We start from the raw sequence: 16,027 nt of genomic DNA on the forward strand, positions 1-16,027 counted from the left end.
TGCTTAGCGCATGGTCTGGCGATATGCCGAAGGGGTCATGCCATAGGCCGCCCGGAAAGAACGCGAAAAGGGCGCCGCCCCGGCAAAGCCGCAGTCCAAGGCAATCTCGATCAAAGGCCTCCGGGTAGAGCGCAGCAGCAACGCGGCCTTTTCCGTACGCACCCGGCGCACATATTCGCCCATGGTTTCGCCATACCAGGTGCGAAAACTGCGCGCCACATGCACAGGATGACGTCCAGCCTGTTGCGCCAGATAGTCCAGCGACAACTCGACCGAAGGATCCTCGTCGATGCCTTCACGCAGCCGGCGTAGCCAGGGCGGCGGCTGTGCCGTTGGCGACCGTCCCTCACCTCGGCCCAATGCGGCCAGCAACTCCAGCGCCAAACCCTCTGCCGCCAAGCTTGCAAACGCATCATCGGCGCGCAGCTCACGCGCTAGCCGCAGGCCCATCCGCAATAACTGCGGCGAACGCTGCACGCTGGGCGCCTGCCCTAGCGGTACCCCACGCTCCAGCAGATATTCCTGCGCCTGCGCGCTTGGCGAAAACAGAATCTTGACCGCCCCCGCCGCACCAAAGCACTGGCCGTGCTCGGCATGCGCCGGGCAAAACAGCAAGTCGCCGGCAGCATGCTGTTGCCGCCGCGACTGAATCTGCTCTTCGTAAGCGCCATCCAACACCAAACACAGCCAGGCCTCATCATGCCGATGCAGCGGCAACGCGCTGTTTGGCGCGTAACGCGATACATGCAATTGCAAAGAGTGCGCGTAGTTCATGGCGATATCTCAAGCATCCGTCGTCGTGGCCAAACAACGCAAAGCGGCACCACCCCAAGGGCGATGCAAGGCACAGCATAGGCAAGCGCATGGTTTAAAACGACTGCCACCCGGCACCCCGGCTTTGCCAACCTACGCCCAACCACGCTCTCTTCTAAAACAGCGCCCGCGAACCATATGCCGGCGCCTAGAAACGACACCCATCAAGCAGGCATAGGCACAACCATCGCCAAGCGCCATCTCGACAGCGTTTGCCGTAACTACCACCATGCACGACATGCCGCCCTTGTTCCAACGCTATCACGCTGAGTTTCGCCTGGTGATCCGCGCCACCGTGGCGGCCGCGTTATCGCTGTTGATCGCCGAGGCCTTGCACCTGCCGCAGGGTTATTGGGCCGTCATCACCGCGCTGCTGATTGTGCAGGCCAGTATCGGCGGCACCTTGCAGGCCGGGCTGGATCGTCTGCTCGGCACCATCGCCGGCGCGGCCGTAGGCGCGGCCGCCTCGCTGATCGGCGGGCTGTGGCCGATACCGCCATTAATCGTGCTGTTGTTGGCGGTGGCGCCGCTGGCGTTTCTCGCCGCACTGCGCAGTAATTTCCGCATCGCACCTACGACCGCCGCCATCGTGCTATTGGCGAATAACAGCCACGTGTCGCCGCTGGTTTCCGCCAGCCACCGGGTGATCGAAATTGGCCTTGGCACGCTGATCGGCATTGCCGTGTCCATCGTGCTGCTGCCGGCGCGCGCACGCCGCCTGGGGGCGGAGCGCTCCGCCCAGGCACTGGGCTTGATTGCCGAACTGCTGGGCATGTACGCCACCCCATCGGCACAACGCGTCACCGGCGCAATCCACACGCAGAATGCGCGTATCCGCGCCGAGCTGGATCGGGTCGAAAGCGCAGCGCACGAATCGCGCCGCGAGCACCTGACACGGGTGGCCGCCGACCCTATCCCGGAACGACTCGTGCGCAACCTGCGCCGCGTGCATAGCGACACCGTCTTCGTCAGCCGCGCGCTGGCCGGCTGGGAGCCTTCGCGCGATGCCGCACCACTGTTCCCGGCCTTTAGCGCTACCGTGGAAAGCACGCGCCAGACCATCCTGGTCATCGCGCAATCCCTGGCGGGCACCGGCGCACCAGCGGCGCTCGACGATCTCGATCGGCACATCGCCGCACTACAGCGCAGCGTCGATGCCTTTATGACCCAGACGCCCGAGATCCCGCTGCGCGCACGGCAAGCCACGGTACTGCCCTTCGTCTTCGAAACCCTGCGCCGCGACCTGGCCGATCTGATTCAGGCTGCAGATCCGGCAGATCCGGCAGACCCGCCGTGACGCCGGGACGATTTCATTGGAACCTGCGATAGCCGCTCAACACCATCGGGTATCGCCTTCGGTGCGGCCTTGCTTCGAGGTAAGCCACCATGCATGCAACCGAATCGGCGACACCACATGCACCAATCATTCGCCATCTCCATTTCTGACGACAGCGCAAACATCGCCTGTGTCGCATTGGGCGCCGTGCTCAGTCGAGACAACTCCTTGGTCGACGTGCTGGATGCTGCGACCGGCTCCGCGTTTGAACGAACCGCCGATGGCGCGGCTTTCGTCGAACCTTGAAACGAGCGCTCGGTGGAATGACCTCGCCGTCTGCCGCCGCGATGGCGCGGCCATTCCCTTTTAGGCGATCCGCCTAGTTCGCCGCCTTGCGGCCAAAATGCCGGCTGGCGTGCCGTGCTTCGCGCAACCGACGTGCATGGGCCGCCAGCAGATCACCGCGAGTAATGATGCCCACCATGGCATGGGTAGCGGTTTTGCCCAGTACGACCAGGCGCCCGACATCGGCCTCGACCATGTGATCGGCTGCCTCGCGCAGAGTGTGATCTTCGCGTACACATAACGGCGCACGCTGTACCAGCGAGCCAACACTCTGCTCGTCAGGGGTATGCAGATCGAGCAAGTCGCGACGCGTCACCACACCCAGCAACTGCCCGTCATCATTCAGCACCGGAAAGCCTTGATGCCGAGCCGCTACGCTGCCGGCGCTCAGCCATGGGCGCACTTCGGACAAGGGTTGCGTCGCGCGCAAGCTCACGACATCTCGGCTGCATGCGTCGCGCACGAGGATCTGATCGAGATAATCGGCGGCATATTCCGAGGGCACGCGCACGCCGCGGCGAGCGATCTTCTCGGTCATGATGGTGTTGCGCATCATCAGTCCGGAAACCAGATAGGCCGCCGCGCAGGCACCGAGCAACGGCAGCAGGCCATGCGGTTGCTGGGTGATTTCAAAGGCGAAGACCACGGAAGTAAGAAAAGCACGGGATGCTCCGGCGAAAATCGCCGCCATGCAGACCAGCGCCGCCATGCGCGGATCCACATGCAGCCATGGCGCCCATGCCATCAGGCACAGGCCAAACACTCCGCCCAAGGCACTGCCGATGGTAAACAGCGGCGCCAGCGTGCCGCCGGAAGTACCGCTGCCCAAGGCCACCGACCATGACAACAGCTTCAATACGCACAAGGCGAGCATGCCGGTGAGACTCATCTGTCCGGCTATCACGGCTGCGATATTGCTATAGCCCACACCAAGCGTCAGCGGCATGAAGTAACCGACTACACCGACCACCAGGCCGCCCAAGGCTGGCCACCACATCCAATGGATGGGAAGCTTCTCGAAGCCGTCTTCGATGGCGTACGTCAGGCGGGTAACGCCCACACTCACCACGCCCACGATAAGTCCGAGCACGATGTACGTCGCCAACGCCGCCAGCCCCGGGGCGGCTAGCTCAGGCATGGGGAACATCGCCTCGTTGCCTTCGAGCAGATAGCGCACACCGGTACCGACCACGGTCGCCAAGGCCACGGGAATCAGCGAGCGGGCGCGGCGTTCGAACAACAGCAACTCAATCGCCAACAACACGGCCGATACCGGTGCGGAGAACACCGCCGCCATGCCAGCGGCGGCACCTGCGGCGAGCAGGGTTTTGCGCTCGTCAGCGGTAACGTGCAGCCACTGGCCGAGTAGCGACCCGAGCGCGCCGCCGGTGGCGATGATCGGCCCCTCGGCACCAAACGGCCCACCGGTGCCAATGGCGATCGCCGACGACACCGGCTTAAGCCAGGTCATCCGCGGCGGAATGCGACTTTCGTTGAGCAGCACTTGCTCCATCGCTTCGGGAATACCGTGGCCGCGAATGGCGCGCGAACCCCAGCGCGCCATGCCGCCGACGATCAAACCACCGACCACAGGTACCGCAATCACCCACCAGCCCAGATGATTGTTTGCCGGACTGACAAAGGCAAAACTCCAGCGGCCATAGAAAGCGAGATTGGTAACCCCTCCAATCAAGCCCGTCAGTGCCTGCGCCACCAAGGCAACAATGACGCCTAATGCCATCGCCAGACTGGCGATCCACAACACCCGGCGATCTAGCGGACGAAACTGCCGCGGCATATGGGCCGCGGCGAGCGTGGCGTCTAACGAAGGCGCAAGGGGAATAGCCGCACGGGTGTGCGGTTCGATGACTTTATCGGGCATGGACGGCTGTTCTGGAGTGAGGCCGCGCAAGGTTACGTGGATACGGGCTTAGTAGCTGGCTGCGAGATGAATAGCAGGAAATCACGCCAGAACGGAGAGACAAACAGCGTCACGCATCGGCCGGCACATCGTCGACCCAGGTATTTTCGAAGACGCAGGAATCAAGCGGCATACGGGTCGCCCAGCGGGCTTCTTCCAGCATCGGTTTTGCATAAAACGCATCGACATGGCCAATGCATAGCAAGGCGATCGGCTTGGCGCCGTCGGGCATGTGCAGCAGTTGGCGCAATTCATCGACATCGAACAACGATACCCAGCCCATGCCCAGGCCTTCTGCACGCGCGGCCAGCCACATGTTCTGGATCGCGCAGGCGGTCGAGGCGAGATCCATCTCCGGCAGCGTGCGGCGGCCGAAAACGTGCTGCTCGCGGCGATCCATCAAGGCCACCGCCAGCAACTCGCCGCATTCGAGCATGCCTTCGACCTTGAGTTTCATGAAGTCGTCTTGCCGCTCCCCCAGGGCCACGGCCGTCGCCAGGCGCTCGCGCTCCACCGCGGTGTGCAGGCGCAGGCGCAAGGCCGGGTCGGTGATGCGAATAAAGCGCCATGGCTGCATGAAACCGACACTCGGCGCATGGTGAGCGGCACACAACAACCGTTCGAGGATGGCAGGGTCGACCGGGCCGGGGCTGAAATGGCGCATATCGCGCCGTTCAAAAATGGCGCGATAAACCGCAGCGGTATCGGTGTCGTCAAAACGGTGGTTCACATTGCAAGTTCTAAGGCCGGGCAAGCGCTGGATTATCCACTAAGCCCGCTCGCTTCACCTGAGCATCTGACGGGGTATCTTGGCCGTAGCCGCGAGATAAGCCGGGTTTCGCATTAAAACGCGAATAGCCCAAATACCGCCCCACCCCAGGGCCGGTTTGGCATGGATCCCGCACGACCGGAATCGATCTCACTGGGACACCTTCGGCGGTAACGCCCACATCAAACCGTGCGTGATGGAATCGGGATACACGGTCAAATGGTCCTCATCCGCGACGATATGCGATTCGACATGCAAGCCGGGATAGTGCCGCGACTTCAATTGCGCCTCGAAGGTTTGCATGTCGCGCAGCATGTCCTTGCTGTGGTTGTAGCGTTTGTCCTTGGATGCCCGATTAATCGTCTCGTAACCACCGATCACCAGAAAAACATCGGCAGGCATGTCGGCGTGGGTCTCGGCGTACTCGCGCTCGCGTGCCAGCATCACTTTGTCGTCGAACCATAGTGATGGACTGCTGATGATGTAGCGCTCGAACATCGCAGGCTCGGTCAGCAGCATATGAACACCGAGCAGCGCACCGTACGAATGCCCGGAGAAGGTCTTGCGGGTCATGTCGACACGATAGTTCTTGGCCACAAAAGGAAAGACTTCATTGGCGATAAATTGCCGGTAAGCCTCTGCTTCGCCGTAGACCGGGGCGCGGCCCGGCATATCGCTCTTGGCATCTTTGCCGCCATTCGGCGTCGGTGTGTAATCACGCTGGCGACTATAGGCGGGGGTATCGCCCTTGGCATAGGAAAGCCCGACAAGCACGAAATCCTCCAGGCCATCGCCATGGTCGCCGACGCGAGCGGCAATGCTGCGTATCAGCGGAAAGGCATAGTTCGCGTCGGTAACAAAGACCACCGGAAAACGGCGCGTGGGCTGTGCTTGGTAGGAAGGCGGAAGACTGATGAATAACTGATAGTCGCGATGCAATGTGCTGGACGTGATATCGCGCACCTCGGTGTTGCTCAACACGTAGCCGGTGATTGGCGGCGCTGTGGGCTTCGTCGCGGCGGTGGCTGGCGGTGCATGTATCGGTGCGGGGGCCTGGCTTGAGGAACAAGCACTCAGGGCCATCAAACAGATGGCTAATAGCGAAAATACAAACCGCTGTTTCATCGACGACATCGCCTATATCTATGCAGCCGATTAGTGTCGGCATGCGTGGAATCATTAGCAAGCGCATCCCCACGCACAGACCGATGCGGCAGGGCTTAGCCTGCCCCCAGGTTCGATATCAGACTGTCTGTTCTTGGCAAAAGCGTCATGGCTACGCGTATGCGAGCTGGCTATCGCCCTTCACGCCTTGAATTCAGGACTGAATACGGCTGTTAACGCCCCACTCACGATAGCCCTGGCAGGGTAAAACACTCACCCACTCCAAGGAGATCACCATGGCGATCAATCGCGACATTGAGGAAACCGGCGAACGCATCAGCAAGCGCGTGCGCGGCTACGCCGATGGGGCCGCTGATCGAGCCAATGGCTTGCTGGAGCGGAGCGGTCGCGAGGCCCGTCGCCTGTTCGGTCAGCGCAGCCGCGACTACAGCCGACAGTTATCGCACGCCGCCGAAGATTTTGCCGACGAAGCTCACTATCGATATCACCGTTTGCGCCGCCATGCGCGTCGCCATCCGGTGGCCACGGCAGCGATCGTGGCGGGCACCATCGGCGCAGCGCTGTTGCTGATCCGGGTGTTCCGCAGTCGCGACGATGATTGAAGGCGCGATGCGCTGATCCAGGCCACGGAGAAACCCGCTACGGCGGGTTTCTTTTTGCGTATCGGCCGGCGCTGCCCGTGGCAAGAAAAAACCCGCCTTGCGGCGGGTTTTTCTTTGCGGTCCGAAAGCTTACACCGTCAGCGGGTTTGGCTTATCCGGATCGAGCTTGTAGGTCTTGATCGCGCGGCTGACATCCTTGGCGTTGACCTTGCCCTCTTTGGCCAGCGCGGCCAGCGCGGCATGAGCGATCCAATAGCGATCAACCTCGAAGAAACCACGCAGGTGCTCGCGGGTATCCGAACGGCCAAAGCCATCGGTGCCCAGCACGGTGTAGCGCATACCGTCAGGCATGAAGGCACGCACCTGATCGGCAAACTCACGCACGTAGTCAGTGGCGGCAACGGCCGGACCCTGGCGGTCCTGCAGCAAGCCGGTGATGTAAGGCACGCGCTGTTCGGCTTCGGGATGCAGGCGGTTCCAGCGCTCGGCGTCGAAGCCATCGCGACGCACTTCGCTAAAGCTCGGCACCGACCAGATGTCGGCGCTGACGCCGAAGTCTTTCTCCAGCAATTCGGCGGCGGCGATCACTTCGCGCAGGATGGTGCCCGAACCAAGCAGTTGCACGCGCGGCTCGCCCTTCTTCGGCTTGCCCGCATCCTTGAACAAATACATGCCCTTGATGATGCCTTCCTCGCTGCCGGCCGGCAGATCGGGGTGGCTGTAGTTCTCGTTCATCACGGTGATGTAGTAGTACACGTCCTCCTGCTCTTGCAGCATGCGGCGGGTGCCGTCCTGCATGATGACGGCGACTTCGTAGGAGAAGGTCGGGTCATAGGATTTGACGTTCGGAATCGCACCGGACAGCAAATGCGAATGGCCGTCCTCGTGCTGCAAGCCTTCGCCATTAAGCGTGGTGCGACCGGCGGTGCCGCCGATCAGGAAGCCGCGTGCGCGCATGTCGCCCGCCGCCCAGGCCAGGTCGCCGATGCGCTGGAAGCCAAACATCGAGTAGTAGATGAAGAACGGCAGCATCGGCTGGTTGCTGAGGCTGTAGCTGGTGGCGGCCGCCATCCACGAAGCCATGCCGCCGGCCTCGCTGATGCCTTGCTGCAACACCTGGCCCTTCTGGTCTTCGCGGTAATACAGCAGCTGGTCGGCGTCTTGTGGGCGATATTTCTGGCCGAACGGCGCATAGATGCCGATCTGCCGGAACATGCCTTCCATGCCGAAGGTGCGCGCCTCGTCGGCGACGATCGGCACGATGCGCTCGCCGATCTGTTTGTCGCGCAGCATCAGGTTCATGCCGCGTACCAGCGCCATGGTGGTGGAGATCTCGCGCTCGCCACTGCCCTTGGTGATTTGCTCGAAAGCCGACAGCTCTGGCGCTTTCAGCTTGACGTCGGTCTTGCGGCGACGCTGCGGCAAGGCACCGCCGAGCGCGCGGCGACGCTCCATCATGTACTGCATTTCCGGGGAATCTTTGCCCGGGTGATAGTAGGGCACGTCTTTGAGCTGGTCGTCGCTGACCGGGATATTGAAACGGTCGCGGAAGTGGCGCACCGCGTCGGCGTCGAGCTTTTTCTGCTGATGGGTCGGGTTCTGCGACTCGCCGGCCGCGCCCATGCCATAGCCCTTGACCGTCTTGGCCAGGATCACCGTCGGCATGCCCTTGGTGTTCACCGCCGAGTGGTAGGCCGCATAGACCTTGTGCGGATCGTGACCGCCGCGATTGAGGCGCCAGATGTCGTCGTCGGACAGGTTGGCGACCATTTCGCGCGTCTCCGGGTACTTGCCGAAGAAATGCTCGCGGGTATATGCGCCGCCGAAAGCCTTGCAGGCCTGGTATTCGCCGTCGACGGTTTCCATCATCAGCTTGCGCAGCACACCCTTGGTGTCGCGCGCGAGGAGCGGATCCCAGTAGCTGCCCCAGACCAGCTTGAGCGCAGTCCAGCCAGCGCCACGGAACACGCCTTCCAGCTCCTGGATGATTTTGCCGTTGCCGCGCACCGGGCCGTCGAGGCGCTGCAGGTTGCAGTTGATCACGAAGATCAGGTTGTCCAGGCCTTCGCGGCCCGCCAGCGAGATCGCGCCCAGCGATTCCGGCTCGTCGGTCTCGCCGTCGCCGAGGAAACACCAGACTTTGCGGTCGGTCTTGGGAATCAGACCGCGGTGTTCAAGGTATTTCCAGAACTGCGCCTGGTAAATCGCCTGGATCGGACCCAGGCCCATCGACACCGTCGGCACCTGCCAGTAATCCGGCATCAGCCACGGGTGGGGATAGGAGGACAGGCCACGGCCATGACCGGCCACTTCCATGCGGAACAGATCCAGCTGCTCTTCGCTGAGGCGGCCTTCGAGGAAGGAGCGTGCGTAGATGCCGGGGCTGGAGTGACCCTGATGGAAAATCAGGTCGCCCGGATGCTCCTCGCTTGGTGCGCGCCAGAAATGATTGAAGCCCACGTCGTACAAGGTCGCCGATGAGGCGAAGCTGGCGATATGGCCGCCCAGTTCGCCCGGCTTGCGGTTGGCGCGAACCACCATGGCCATCGCGTTCCAGCGGACGATGGTGCGGATGCGCCATTCCAGCGCTGCGTCGCCAGGGCACTTGGCCTCCTGGCTGGCGGGGATGGTGTTGACGTATTCGGTGGTGGGGTCGAATGGCAGGTAGCCACCGGCGCGCCGGGTCGAGTCGACCATCCGTTCCAGCAGGAAGTGCGCGCGCTCGGTGCCGTCGTGATTAATCACCGCATCGAGCGATTCGACCCACTCCTGGGTTTCGGTGGGGTCGAGGTCCTGATGGAGGATGTCGTCGAGCTGATCCATTGAATAATTCTCCGCGGCGCTGGTGAAGCGCTGGCTTGAGGTGAAGTCACGTCGCCGGGGGTGCGACGGGATGACAGGCTAACCGTAGGATTCTAGCCAATTAGTATGCTTTTTGCGTTCGCCCCGCTGCCTCAGGGTGTAAAGGGGCAGCAAGGGCCATCGCCAAACGCGGGTTACTAGCTACGCCGCTCGTTCTGAGCCGCGCGGATCTGCGCATCGACCGCCGCGATAGCGGTCATATTGACCACGCGGCGCGGTGTCGAAGTCGGGGTAAGAATGTGCGCGGACTTGTCCAGGCCCATCAGGATCGGCCCGATCGCCACGCCCTCGGTCATCACCCGCACCATGTTGTAGGTGATGTTGGCGGCGTCGAGATTGGGCATCACGAACAAATTAGCCCGGCCGGTCAGGGTGGTGTTCGGGAACAGGCGGGTGCGCACGCCTTCGTCCCAGGCGGAATCGGCCTGCATTTCGCCATCCACCTCCAGCTTCGGCATGCGAAGTTGGAATGCGACAGCAAGGCCACCTTCGGCTCGATGCCGAACAGCTTGAGGCGATAAGTGGCCTGCAAGGTCGCCTCGGCGATCTGCTCGGCAGTCGGGTCGACCTGTACATGGGTGTCGAGGAAGAACCAGGCGCCCTTGTCGTTGATCACACCGGTCATCGCCGAGGTGCACGACACGCCCGGATCCAGGCCGAACACACTGCGCATATAGCCCAGCTTTTTGTGGAAGCGCCCAACCAGGCCGCTGATCATCGCGTCAGCCTCGCCACGCTGGACCATGAGCGAGGCAATCAAGGTCGGCCGTGAGCGCAACAAATTCTTGGCCGCGGCCGGCGACACGCCGCGCCGCTCGGTCAGGGCGTGGTATTGCTGCCAGTAATCATTGAAGCGCGGATCGTCGTTGATATTGGTCAGCTCGTAATCGACGCCTTCGCGCATGCGCAGGCCCAGACGCTCGATGCGCGCCTCGATGACGTCGGGACGGCCGATCAACACCGGAAACGCCAGCTTCTCGTCGATCACCGTCTGCACCGCGCGCAATACGGTCTCTTCCTCGCCCTCGGCGTAAACCACGCGCTTGAGATCGGCGCGGGCGCGCTCGTAGACCGGCTTCATCAGCAGGCCGGTGCGGTAGATGAACTGCCCGAGCTTCTCTTTATATGCGTCCATATCCGCAATCGGGCGAGTCGCCACACCCGAATCCATCGCCGCCTGCGCCACCGCCGTGGCCAGCATCACCAGCAGGCGCGGATCAAAGGGACGTGGGATCAAGTATTCCGGGCCGAAGGTCGGCACTTCGCCACCGTAGGCACTGGCCAGGTCACCGGCTTCCATCCGGGCCAGACCGGCGATGGCCCGCACGCAGGCCAGCTTCATCGCCTCGTTGATGCCGGTGGCGCCGACATCCAGCGCGCCACGGAAAATGTACGGGAAGCACAGCGCGTTGTTGACCTGGTTCGGATAATCCGAGCGACCGGTAGCGATGATGCAGTCCGGGCGCACTCGCTTGGCATCTTCCGGCGAGATTTCCGGGTTGGGATTGGCCAGCGCCAGAATGACCGGCTTAGGCGCCATCGCGGCGACCATGTCGGGCTTCAACACGCCGCCAGCCGACAGGCCGAGGAAAATATCCGCACCGGCGACGATGTCGGCCAGGCTGCGCTTGTCGGTATCGCGGGCATAACGCTGCTTGTCCGGATCCATATTGCCGCGGCCGGTGTAAAGCACGCCGTCGCGGTCGAACGCGAGAATATGCTCAGGCTTGAGGCCCAACGCCACCAGCATGTCGAGACAGGCGATGCCGGCCGCGCCGGCGCCCGCCGTCGCCAGCTTGACGTCTTCGATTTTCTTGCCGACCACTTCCAGTGCATTCAACACCGCCGCGCCGACGATGATGGCGGTGCCGTGCTGGTCATCGTGGAACACCGGGATTTTCATCCGCTCGCGCAGCTTGCGCTCGACGATAAAGCACTCCGGCGCCTTGATGTCTTCGAGGTTGATGCCGCCGAAGGTCGGCTCCATCGACGCGATGATGTCGACCAGCTTGTCGGGGTCGCGCTCGTTCAACTCGATATCGAACACGTCGATGCCGGCAAACTTCTGGAACAACACACCCTTGCCCTCCATCACCGGCTTGCCGGCCAGCGGGCCGATATCACCCAGGCCCAGCACGGCGGTGCCGTTGGTAATGACGGCAACCAAGTTGCCGCGCGCGGTCATTTCACTGGCGGCATTGGGGTCGGCAACAATGGCCTCGCAGGCGTAAGCCACACCAGGCGAATAAGCGAGCGCGAGATCGCGCTGGGTCACCATGGGTTTGGTCGCGCTGACCGTGATTTTGCCCGGTCGCGGAAGACGGTGATATTCGAGGGCAGCTAAACGCAGTTCTTCTGAGAGTGACATGGGCGCTGTGTTGGAAGTCATCGGGGGGTGGGCGCTGCGCGCAGTAGTCGCGCGTGCGTGCACTGCATGTTAGCAGGGCCAGCCGATCTCGGCCGTTGCACTGCGCCATGCGCGAGCGCACTGAGTGAGACGGGAAACGGGAAACGGGAAACGGGAAACGGGAAACGGGAAACGGCAAGAGCATGAAACGCATCGCTCCTGCCCACCATCATTTTTCGCAGGGTTCTATTTGGCCGGCTTTTTACCCGTCACCCACAAAGCGAAAAACCACAAACTCGCTTCACCGCAGGCATTCCCCGTTCCCCATCCCCCGTTCCCCGCTGCCCTCACAACGCCAACTCGTCCGCCAGCACCTTGCCCATGCGAATACGGTTGACGAAAAGCGAGAACGCCAGCTTGCCGGCCAGCCCGTGGACATGTTGCATCCACGGCGGTAGCCAGCGCGGCTGCAAAATCGCGCCGGAGACGAAATGCGGCTCCAGACTGAGCACATCGTGCAGCGCCAGCTTGCCGGCAAACAGATGGCGCAGCAGATCCATCCGCCGCTGCTTCAATGCCCAGCGGAAGAAGGTATGCACGGCGATCAGGCCGGATAGATAGACGTTGTCTTTGGTAAAGGCCGCGCCGCCAGTCAGCGGCACCCCGCGAAAGACGCGCTGGGCCGAGTGAAAGCTGTCTGCCGGGCTTTGTCCGCAATCGCTGAAGTATTTATAGACCTCGACGAAATCGGCGCCATTAAGCGCCATATCGATGGCCAGAATGCGCAGGCTGATGCGCTTGAGCCGGGCAATGTCGATCGCACCGGACATCAGTTCGGCGAACACCGCCAGCCCTTCTTGAGTGGCCGTCACGCGTGGCGAGGTGCGCGCCAGCGATGCCAGCAACGGCTGCGCGCGGCCATTCAACGCGGTCAGCGAATGCACGAAAGCCTCATGCGCCAGCAATTGATGGCGATCGTATTCGCTGAAGCGCGTGCCGCCGCGCAAACGCACACTGGTGGCGCCGGCCGCGGCCTTGGCGGTCAACTCACTATCGACGGTAACCGCAATGATGCCCGGACCGAAAAAGGCATCGAGCTCTTTGGCCAGATCGGCACGCAAGGTTTCGGCGGGGATATTCGCGCGGATATTGTCGTCTTCCAGATCCGCGCCCAGCTCATCTGACAGCTCGACGAAATAGCGCGCCGCATCCAGGTTGCTGCGATCGCTGCCGGGAATCGAGTCGCCGGGCTTGCCGTAAAGCGCTACCGACGGCGCGGTAACGGCGTCAGTACCGGCCGCTTCCAGCATCTCGGCGGCAATGCGCCATGACTCGGCGGTGCGCTGCAGATAATCGCCCAAGGGGTCGTCGGTACCCGCCTCTCGCTCGATGGCGGCCAGCTCGGCCCGCGCCTCGGACAGATCGGGCCGCTGATAACTCACCACCGGCAAGGTGTATTGGCCCTTGCCATAGGCCTCGATCATGCGGTCTTCCAGCGACGCCGGCCAAGCCACGGTAGGCAAGATCCGAATACCGCGCACGGCCGCCAGCATGCGCTGATCGAGCACAGCGTAGCGCTGGAGCGGACCACAAAAATCAGGACGAACCGTAGGCGAATGCATGGGCGGAGAGTGTACCCGTTGCGTCGGTCCTGACCCTATGTAAGCCATCCTCGTCAATCGATGAACCTGAACAGAAAACGGTATTTTTTGTGATTTACATCACGCAGAAGCCTTAATGGCATTGCCAAACCTTGAAATCGGGGTCTACAAGTTTTTGCGAAACACACGGAGATAACGCAAGAAAACGCGAAAGAAAGGAGTCCGACATGATGTCAAAGCAAGCTTTTCGTTCACCCATCTCGACCACCAGCATCCTTGCATCCTGCCTAGCCGTCGCCTTATGCGGCCCGGCCCAGGCCAATACCCGCGACATGTGGCGAGACAGCCCCGCCAGCCCCGCCGCCAGTGCAAAAAACGCCGCTGCCGCTGCCACTGCCCTGCCCAGCCACTACCGCACGCTCACCCTCGACTTTGCGGCATTGCGAACCACCTTGGCGGCACCCGCGGTAGCCAGCGGGCGCAAGGCCACCAGCGACGTCCAGCTGAGCCTGCCCTTGCCCGAGGGCGGCTTTACCCAGTTCAAGCTGACCGACTCCGGCACGCTGCCGGCCGCGCTGGCTCAGCGCTTTCCGCAAATCCGCAGCCTGAAGGGGGTCGATGACGCAGGCCGGCAGTTGCGCCTGGATGTGGATGACAACGGCATGCACGCCATGGTCTTCGATCAGGCCGGCGGCACTTGGCTAGTGCAACCCAGCGAAACCCTCGCCGCACAAACACGCAAGGCACCGGCCCAGGACGGGGTGTATCTGAGTTATCGCCGGGCCGACCTGCCCGCCCCGGAGCCTTTCAACGAAACCGACAATGGCCTGCGGGCCGCATTGCAAACGATGTCCTCGCGCTCACTCGCCCCACTCAACCAGGCACACACCGCAACCGGCGGCGGCATCCTGCGCGATTACCGTCTGGCGGTAGCGGCCACCAGCTCCTATAGCGCGGTGTTCGGCGGCACCGTGCAAGGCGCCCTGGCGGGTGTGGTTCGCATGGTCAACCGCATCAATGAAATCTTCGAGCGCGATATGGGCGTGCATTTCACCCTGGCCGCCGATAACGACAAGATCATCTTTACCGACCCGGCCAATGACCCCTACCTGAGCAGCAGCAACAGCGGCAACACCGACGCTCTACTGGAGCTCAACGTCAAAGTGGTCAACAAGATCATCGGCGAAGATCGTTTCGATGTCGGCCACCTCGTCGACACCGGCAGCGGTGGTGTCGCCGGCCGCATCGGCAACACCTGCCTGGATGGATCCAATGCCGACAACGACAAGGCCGCCGGTTATACCGGCCGCAACAATCCGGTCGGCGACGCCTTCTACATCGACTTTGTCGCGCCTGAGCTGGGTCACCAGTTCGGCGCATGGCATTCCTTCAACGGCTGCGACAGGTCGACCCAGGAAGCGTTTGCCTTCGAGCCCGGCAGCGGCTCGACCATCATGGGTTATGCGAGCATGTGCGGCTCACATGATCTGCAGGCGCAATCGGACACCTATTTCCATGCGGGCAGCCTCGATCAGATCCAGCAATGGATGGCCAGCGAAGGTGGCCGTTGCGCGGTCAAGCGCTTCAACCCGTATCAAGCGCCCTGGATCGACCCGGAATCCATGAAGCGCCGAACGATTCCCGCACTTACGCCGTTCATGCTGAACGTAGTCGCGTCGTTCGGCAATTACTATGCAAAGCGCACCTATATATGGGAGCAAATGGACACCGGTCCGGAGCAAGCCCTCGGAGTAGCGCTGAAGGACGACGGGCAGGGGCCGATCCTGCGCTCCTGGCCGCCCACCACCAGTGCCAGCCGCAGCTTTCCCAGCATGGCCGCGGTACTTGGCGACGAGCCACTGGGCGCCGGGCAGGTCTACCCCGCTACCAACCGCAACCTTAACTTCCGATTGACCGTACGCGACGATTACGACACCCAATCGACCAGCACCAGCGCCGACCTGCGTTTACGCGTCGTCGATACCGGCCAGGCCTTCGCCGTCACCGCGCCCAACGACATCGAGATCTGGACGGCCGGGACCACCAAGTATGTGCGATGGCAAGTCGCAGGCACGAATAAGGCGCCTATTTCCTGCACGGCGGTGGACATTCAGTTGTCGACGGACGGCGGCTATACCTATCTGCGGACACCACTGGCCACCCGGATACCCAACTTCTTTGGACAAGCCAGAGTCACCATCCCCGCACTCGACCGGGACAGCACGCGAGGGCGAGTGAAGGTAAGTTGCTCGGACAATATTTTCTTCGCGGTTTCGCCAACCAATCTCGTGCTGAAAAAGAAATAAGCCAGCCGGCGCCCGTGCTGTCATCGATGCCGACGACAGCACGGGCGCATGCGGCATGCA

10 protein-coding genes and 1 pseudogene are annotated in these 16,027 nt (G+C 62.4%); 4 read left to right on the top strand and 7 right to left on the bottom strand.

The features are described 5' to 3' along the window. Positions 1-3 precede the first annotated feature (3 nt). Complete coding sequence (locus tag OUZ52_RS11505; protein WP_266158534.1) at positions 4-774, bottom strand: helix-turn-helix transcriptional regulator; 771 nt, start codon at positions 772-774, stop codon at positions 4-6. A gap of 277 nt (positions 775-1,051) precedes the next feature. Between OUZ52_RS11505 and OUZ52_RS11510 the strand changes: the two genes are divergently transcribed. Continuing rightward, positions 1,052-2,110, top strand: coding sequence for an FUSC family protein (locus OUZ52_RS11510; protein WP_266158535.1), 1,059 nt, complete (start codon positions 1,052-1,054; stop codon positions 2,108-2,110). Between the two features lie 117 nt (positions 2,111-2,227). Then, positions 2,228-2,395, top strand: a complete 168-nt coding sequence (locus OUZ52_RS11515) for a hypothetical protein (protein WP_266158536.1) — start codon at positions 2,228-2,230, stop codon at positions 2,393-2,395. A 73-nt stretch (positions 2,396-2,468) separates the two neighbouring features. Here the strand turns inward: OUZ52_RS11515 and OUZ52_RS11520 are convergent, their stop codons facing one another. The 3 genes from OUZ52_RS11520 to OUZ52_RS11530 all read right to left on the bottom strand — a co-directional run bounded on the left by OUZ52_RS11520 (position 2,469) and on the right by OUZ52_RS11530 (position 6,249). Continuing rightward, positions 2,469-4,316, bottom strand: coding sequence for a chloride channel protein (locus tag OUZ52_RS11520; protein WP_425493836.1), 1,848 nt, complete (start codon positions 4,314-4,316; stop codon positions 2,469-2,471). 109 nt (positions 4,317-4,425) lie between these two features. Continuing rightward, positions 4,426-5,085 carry a 5,6-dimethylbenzimidazole synthase gene (gene bluB, locus OUZ52_RS11525; protein WP_266158537.1) on the bottom strand — a complete coding sequence of 220 codons (660 nt, stop codon included), beginning with the start codon at positions 5,083-5,085 and terminating at the stop codon, positions 4,426-4,428. Positions 5,086-5,274: 189 nt separating this feature from the next. Then, entirely contained in the window at positions 5,275-6,249 is a 975-nt protein-coding gene (locus OUZ52_RS11530; protein ID WP_266158538.1) for an alpha/beta hydrolase, read from the bottom strand. 275 nt (positions 6,250-6,524) lie between these two features. On the opposite strand from OUZ52_RS11530, the gene OUZ52_RS11535 reads away from it, so the two are divergent. Continuing rightward, positions 6,525-6,851 (top strand): hypothetical protein, encoded by a 327-nt coding sequence (locus OUZ52_RS11535; RefSeq protein ID WP_266158539.1) that lies wholly within the window; start codon positions 6,525-6,527, stop codon positions 6,849-6,851. Between the two features lie 129 nt (positions 6,852-6,980). On the opposite strand, the gene aceE is transcribed toward OUZ52_RS11535, so the two are convergent. The 3 genes and pseudogenes from aceE to OUZ52_RS11550 all read right to left on the bottom strand — a co-directional run bounded on the left by aceE (position 6,981) and on the right by OUZ52_RS11550 (position 13,682). Further along, on the bottom strand, positions 6,981-9,674 hold the full coding sequence (gene aceE, locus OUZ52_RS11540) for a pyruvate dehydrogenase (acetyl-transferring), homodimeric type (protein WP_266158540.1): 2,694 nt from the start codon (positions 9,672-9,674) through the stop codon (positions 6,981-6,983). Positions 9,675-9,850: 176 nt separating this feature from the next. Next, positions 9,851-12,081: pseudogene (locus OUZ52_RS11545) on the bottom strand (NADP-dependent malic enzyme). Between the two features lie 326 nt (positions 12,082-12,407). Further along, positions 12,408-13,682: a peptidase MATCAP family protein gene (locus tag OUZ52_RS11550; protein ID WP_266158541.1), complete on the bottom strand. Its 1,275-nt coding sequence runs from the start codon at positions 13,680-13,682 to the stop codon at positions 12,408-12,410. 206 nt (positions 13,683-13,888) lie between these two features. On the opposite strand from OUZ52_RS11550, the gene OUZ52_RS11555 reads away from it, so the two are divergent. Further along, a complete protein-coding gene (locus tag OUZ52_RS11555; protein WP_266158542.1) occupies positions 13,889-15,967 on the top strand; it encodes a reprolysin-like metallopeptidase in 2,079 nt (692 codons plus the stop codon). Positions 15,968-16,027 lie beyond the last annotated feature (60 nt).

Origin of the sequence: Dyella silvatica (assembly GCF_026283955.1) — a bacterium.
Classification (GTDB): Bacteria; Pseudomonadota; Gammaproteobacteria; order Xanthomonadales; family Rhodanobacteraceae; genus Dyella_C; species Dyella_C silvatica.

Bases quoted from the DNA above. Each gene is read 5' to 3' on its own strand.
- OUZ52_RS11510 (WP_266158535.1), top strand. From the start codon at position 1,052: ATGCCGCCCTTGTTCCAACGCTATCACGCTGAGTTTCGCCTGGTGATC.
- OUZ52_RS11535 (WP_266158539.1), top strand. From the start codon at position 6,525: ATGGCGATCAATCGCGACATTGAGGAAACCGGCGAACGCATCAGCAAG.
- OUZ52_RS11515 (WP_266158536.1), top strand. From the start codon at position 2,228: ATGCACCAATCATTCGCCATCTCCATTTCTGACGACAGCGCAAACATC.
- OUZ52_RS11505 (WP_266158534.1), bottom strand. From the start codon at position 774: ATGAACTACGCGCACTCTTTGCAATTGCATGTATCGCGTTACGCGCCA.
- OUZ52_RS11530 (WP_266158538.1), bottom strand. From the start codon at position 6,249: ATGAAACAGCGGTTTGTATTTTCGCTATTAGCCATCTGTTTGATGGCC.
- aceE (WP_266158540.1), bottom strand. From the start codon at position 9,674: ATGGATCAGCTCGACGACATCCTCCATCAGGACCTCGACCCCACCGAA.
- OUZ52_RS11555 (WP_266158542.1), top strand. From the start codon at position 13,889: ATGATGTCAAAGCAAGCTTTTCGTTCACCCATCTCGACCACCAGCATC.
- OUZ52_RS11550 (WP_266158541.1), bottom strand. From the start codon at position 13,682: ATGCATTCGCCTACGGTTCGTCCTGATTTTTGTGGTCCGCTCCAGCGC.
- OUZ52_RS11520 (WP_425493836.1), bottom strand. From the start codon at position 4,316: ATGCCCGATAAAGTCATCGAACCGCACACCCGTGCGGCTATTCCCCTT.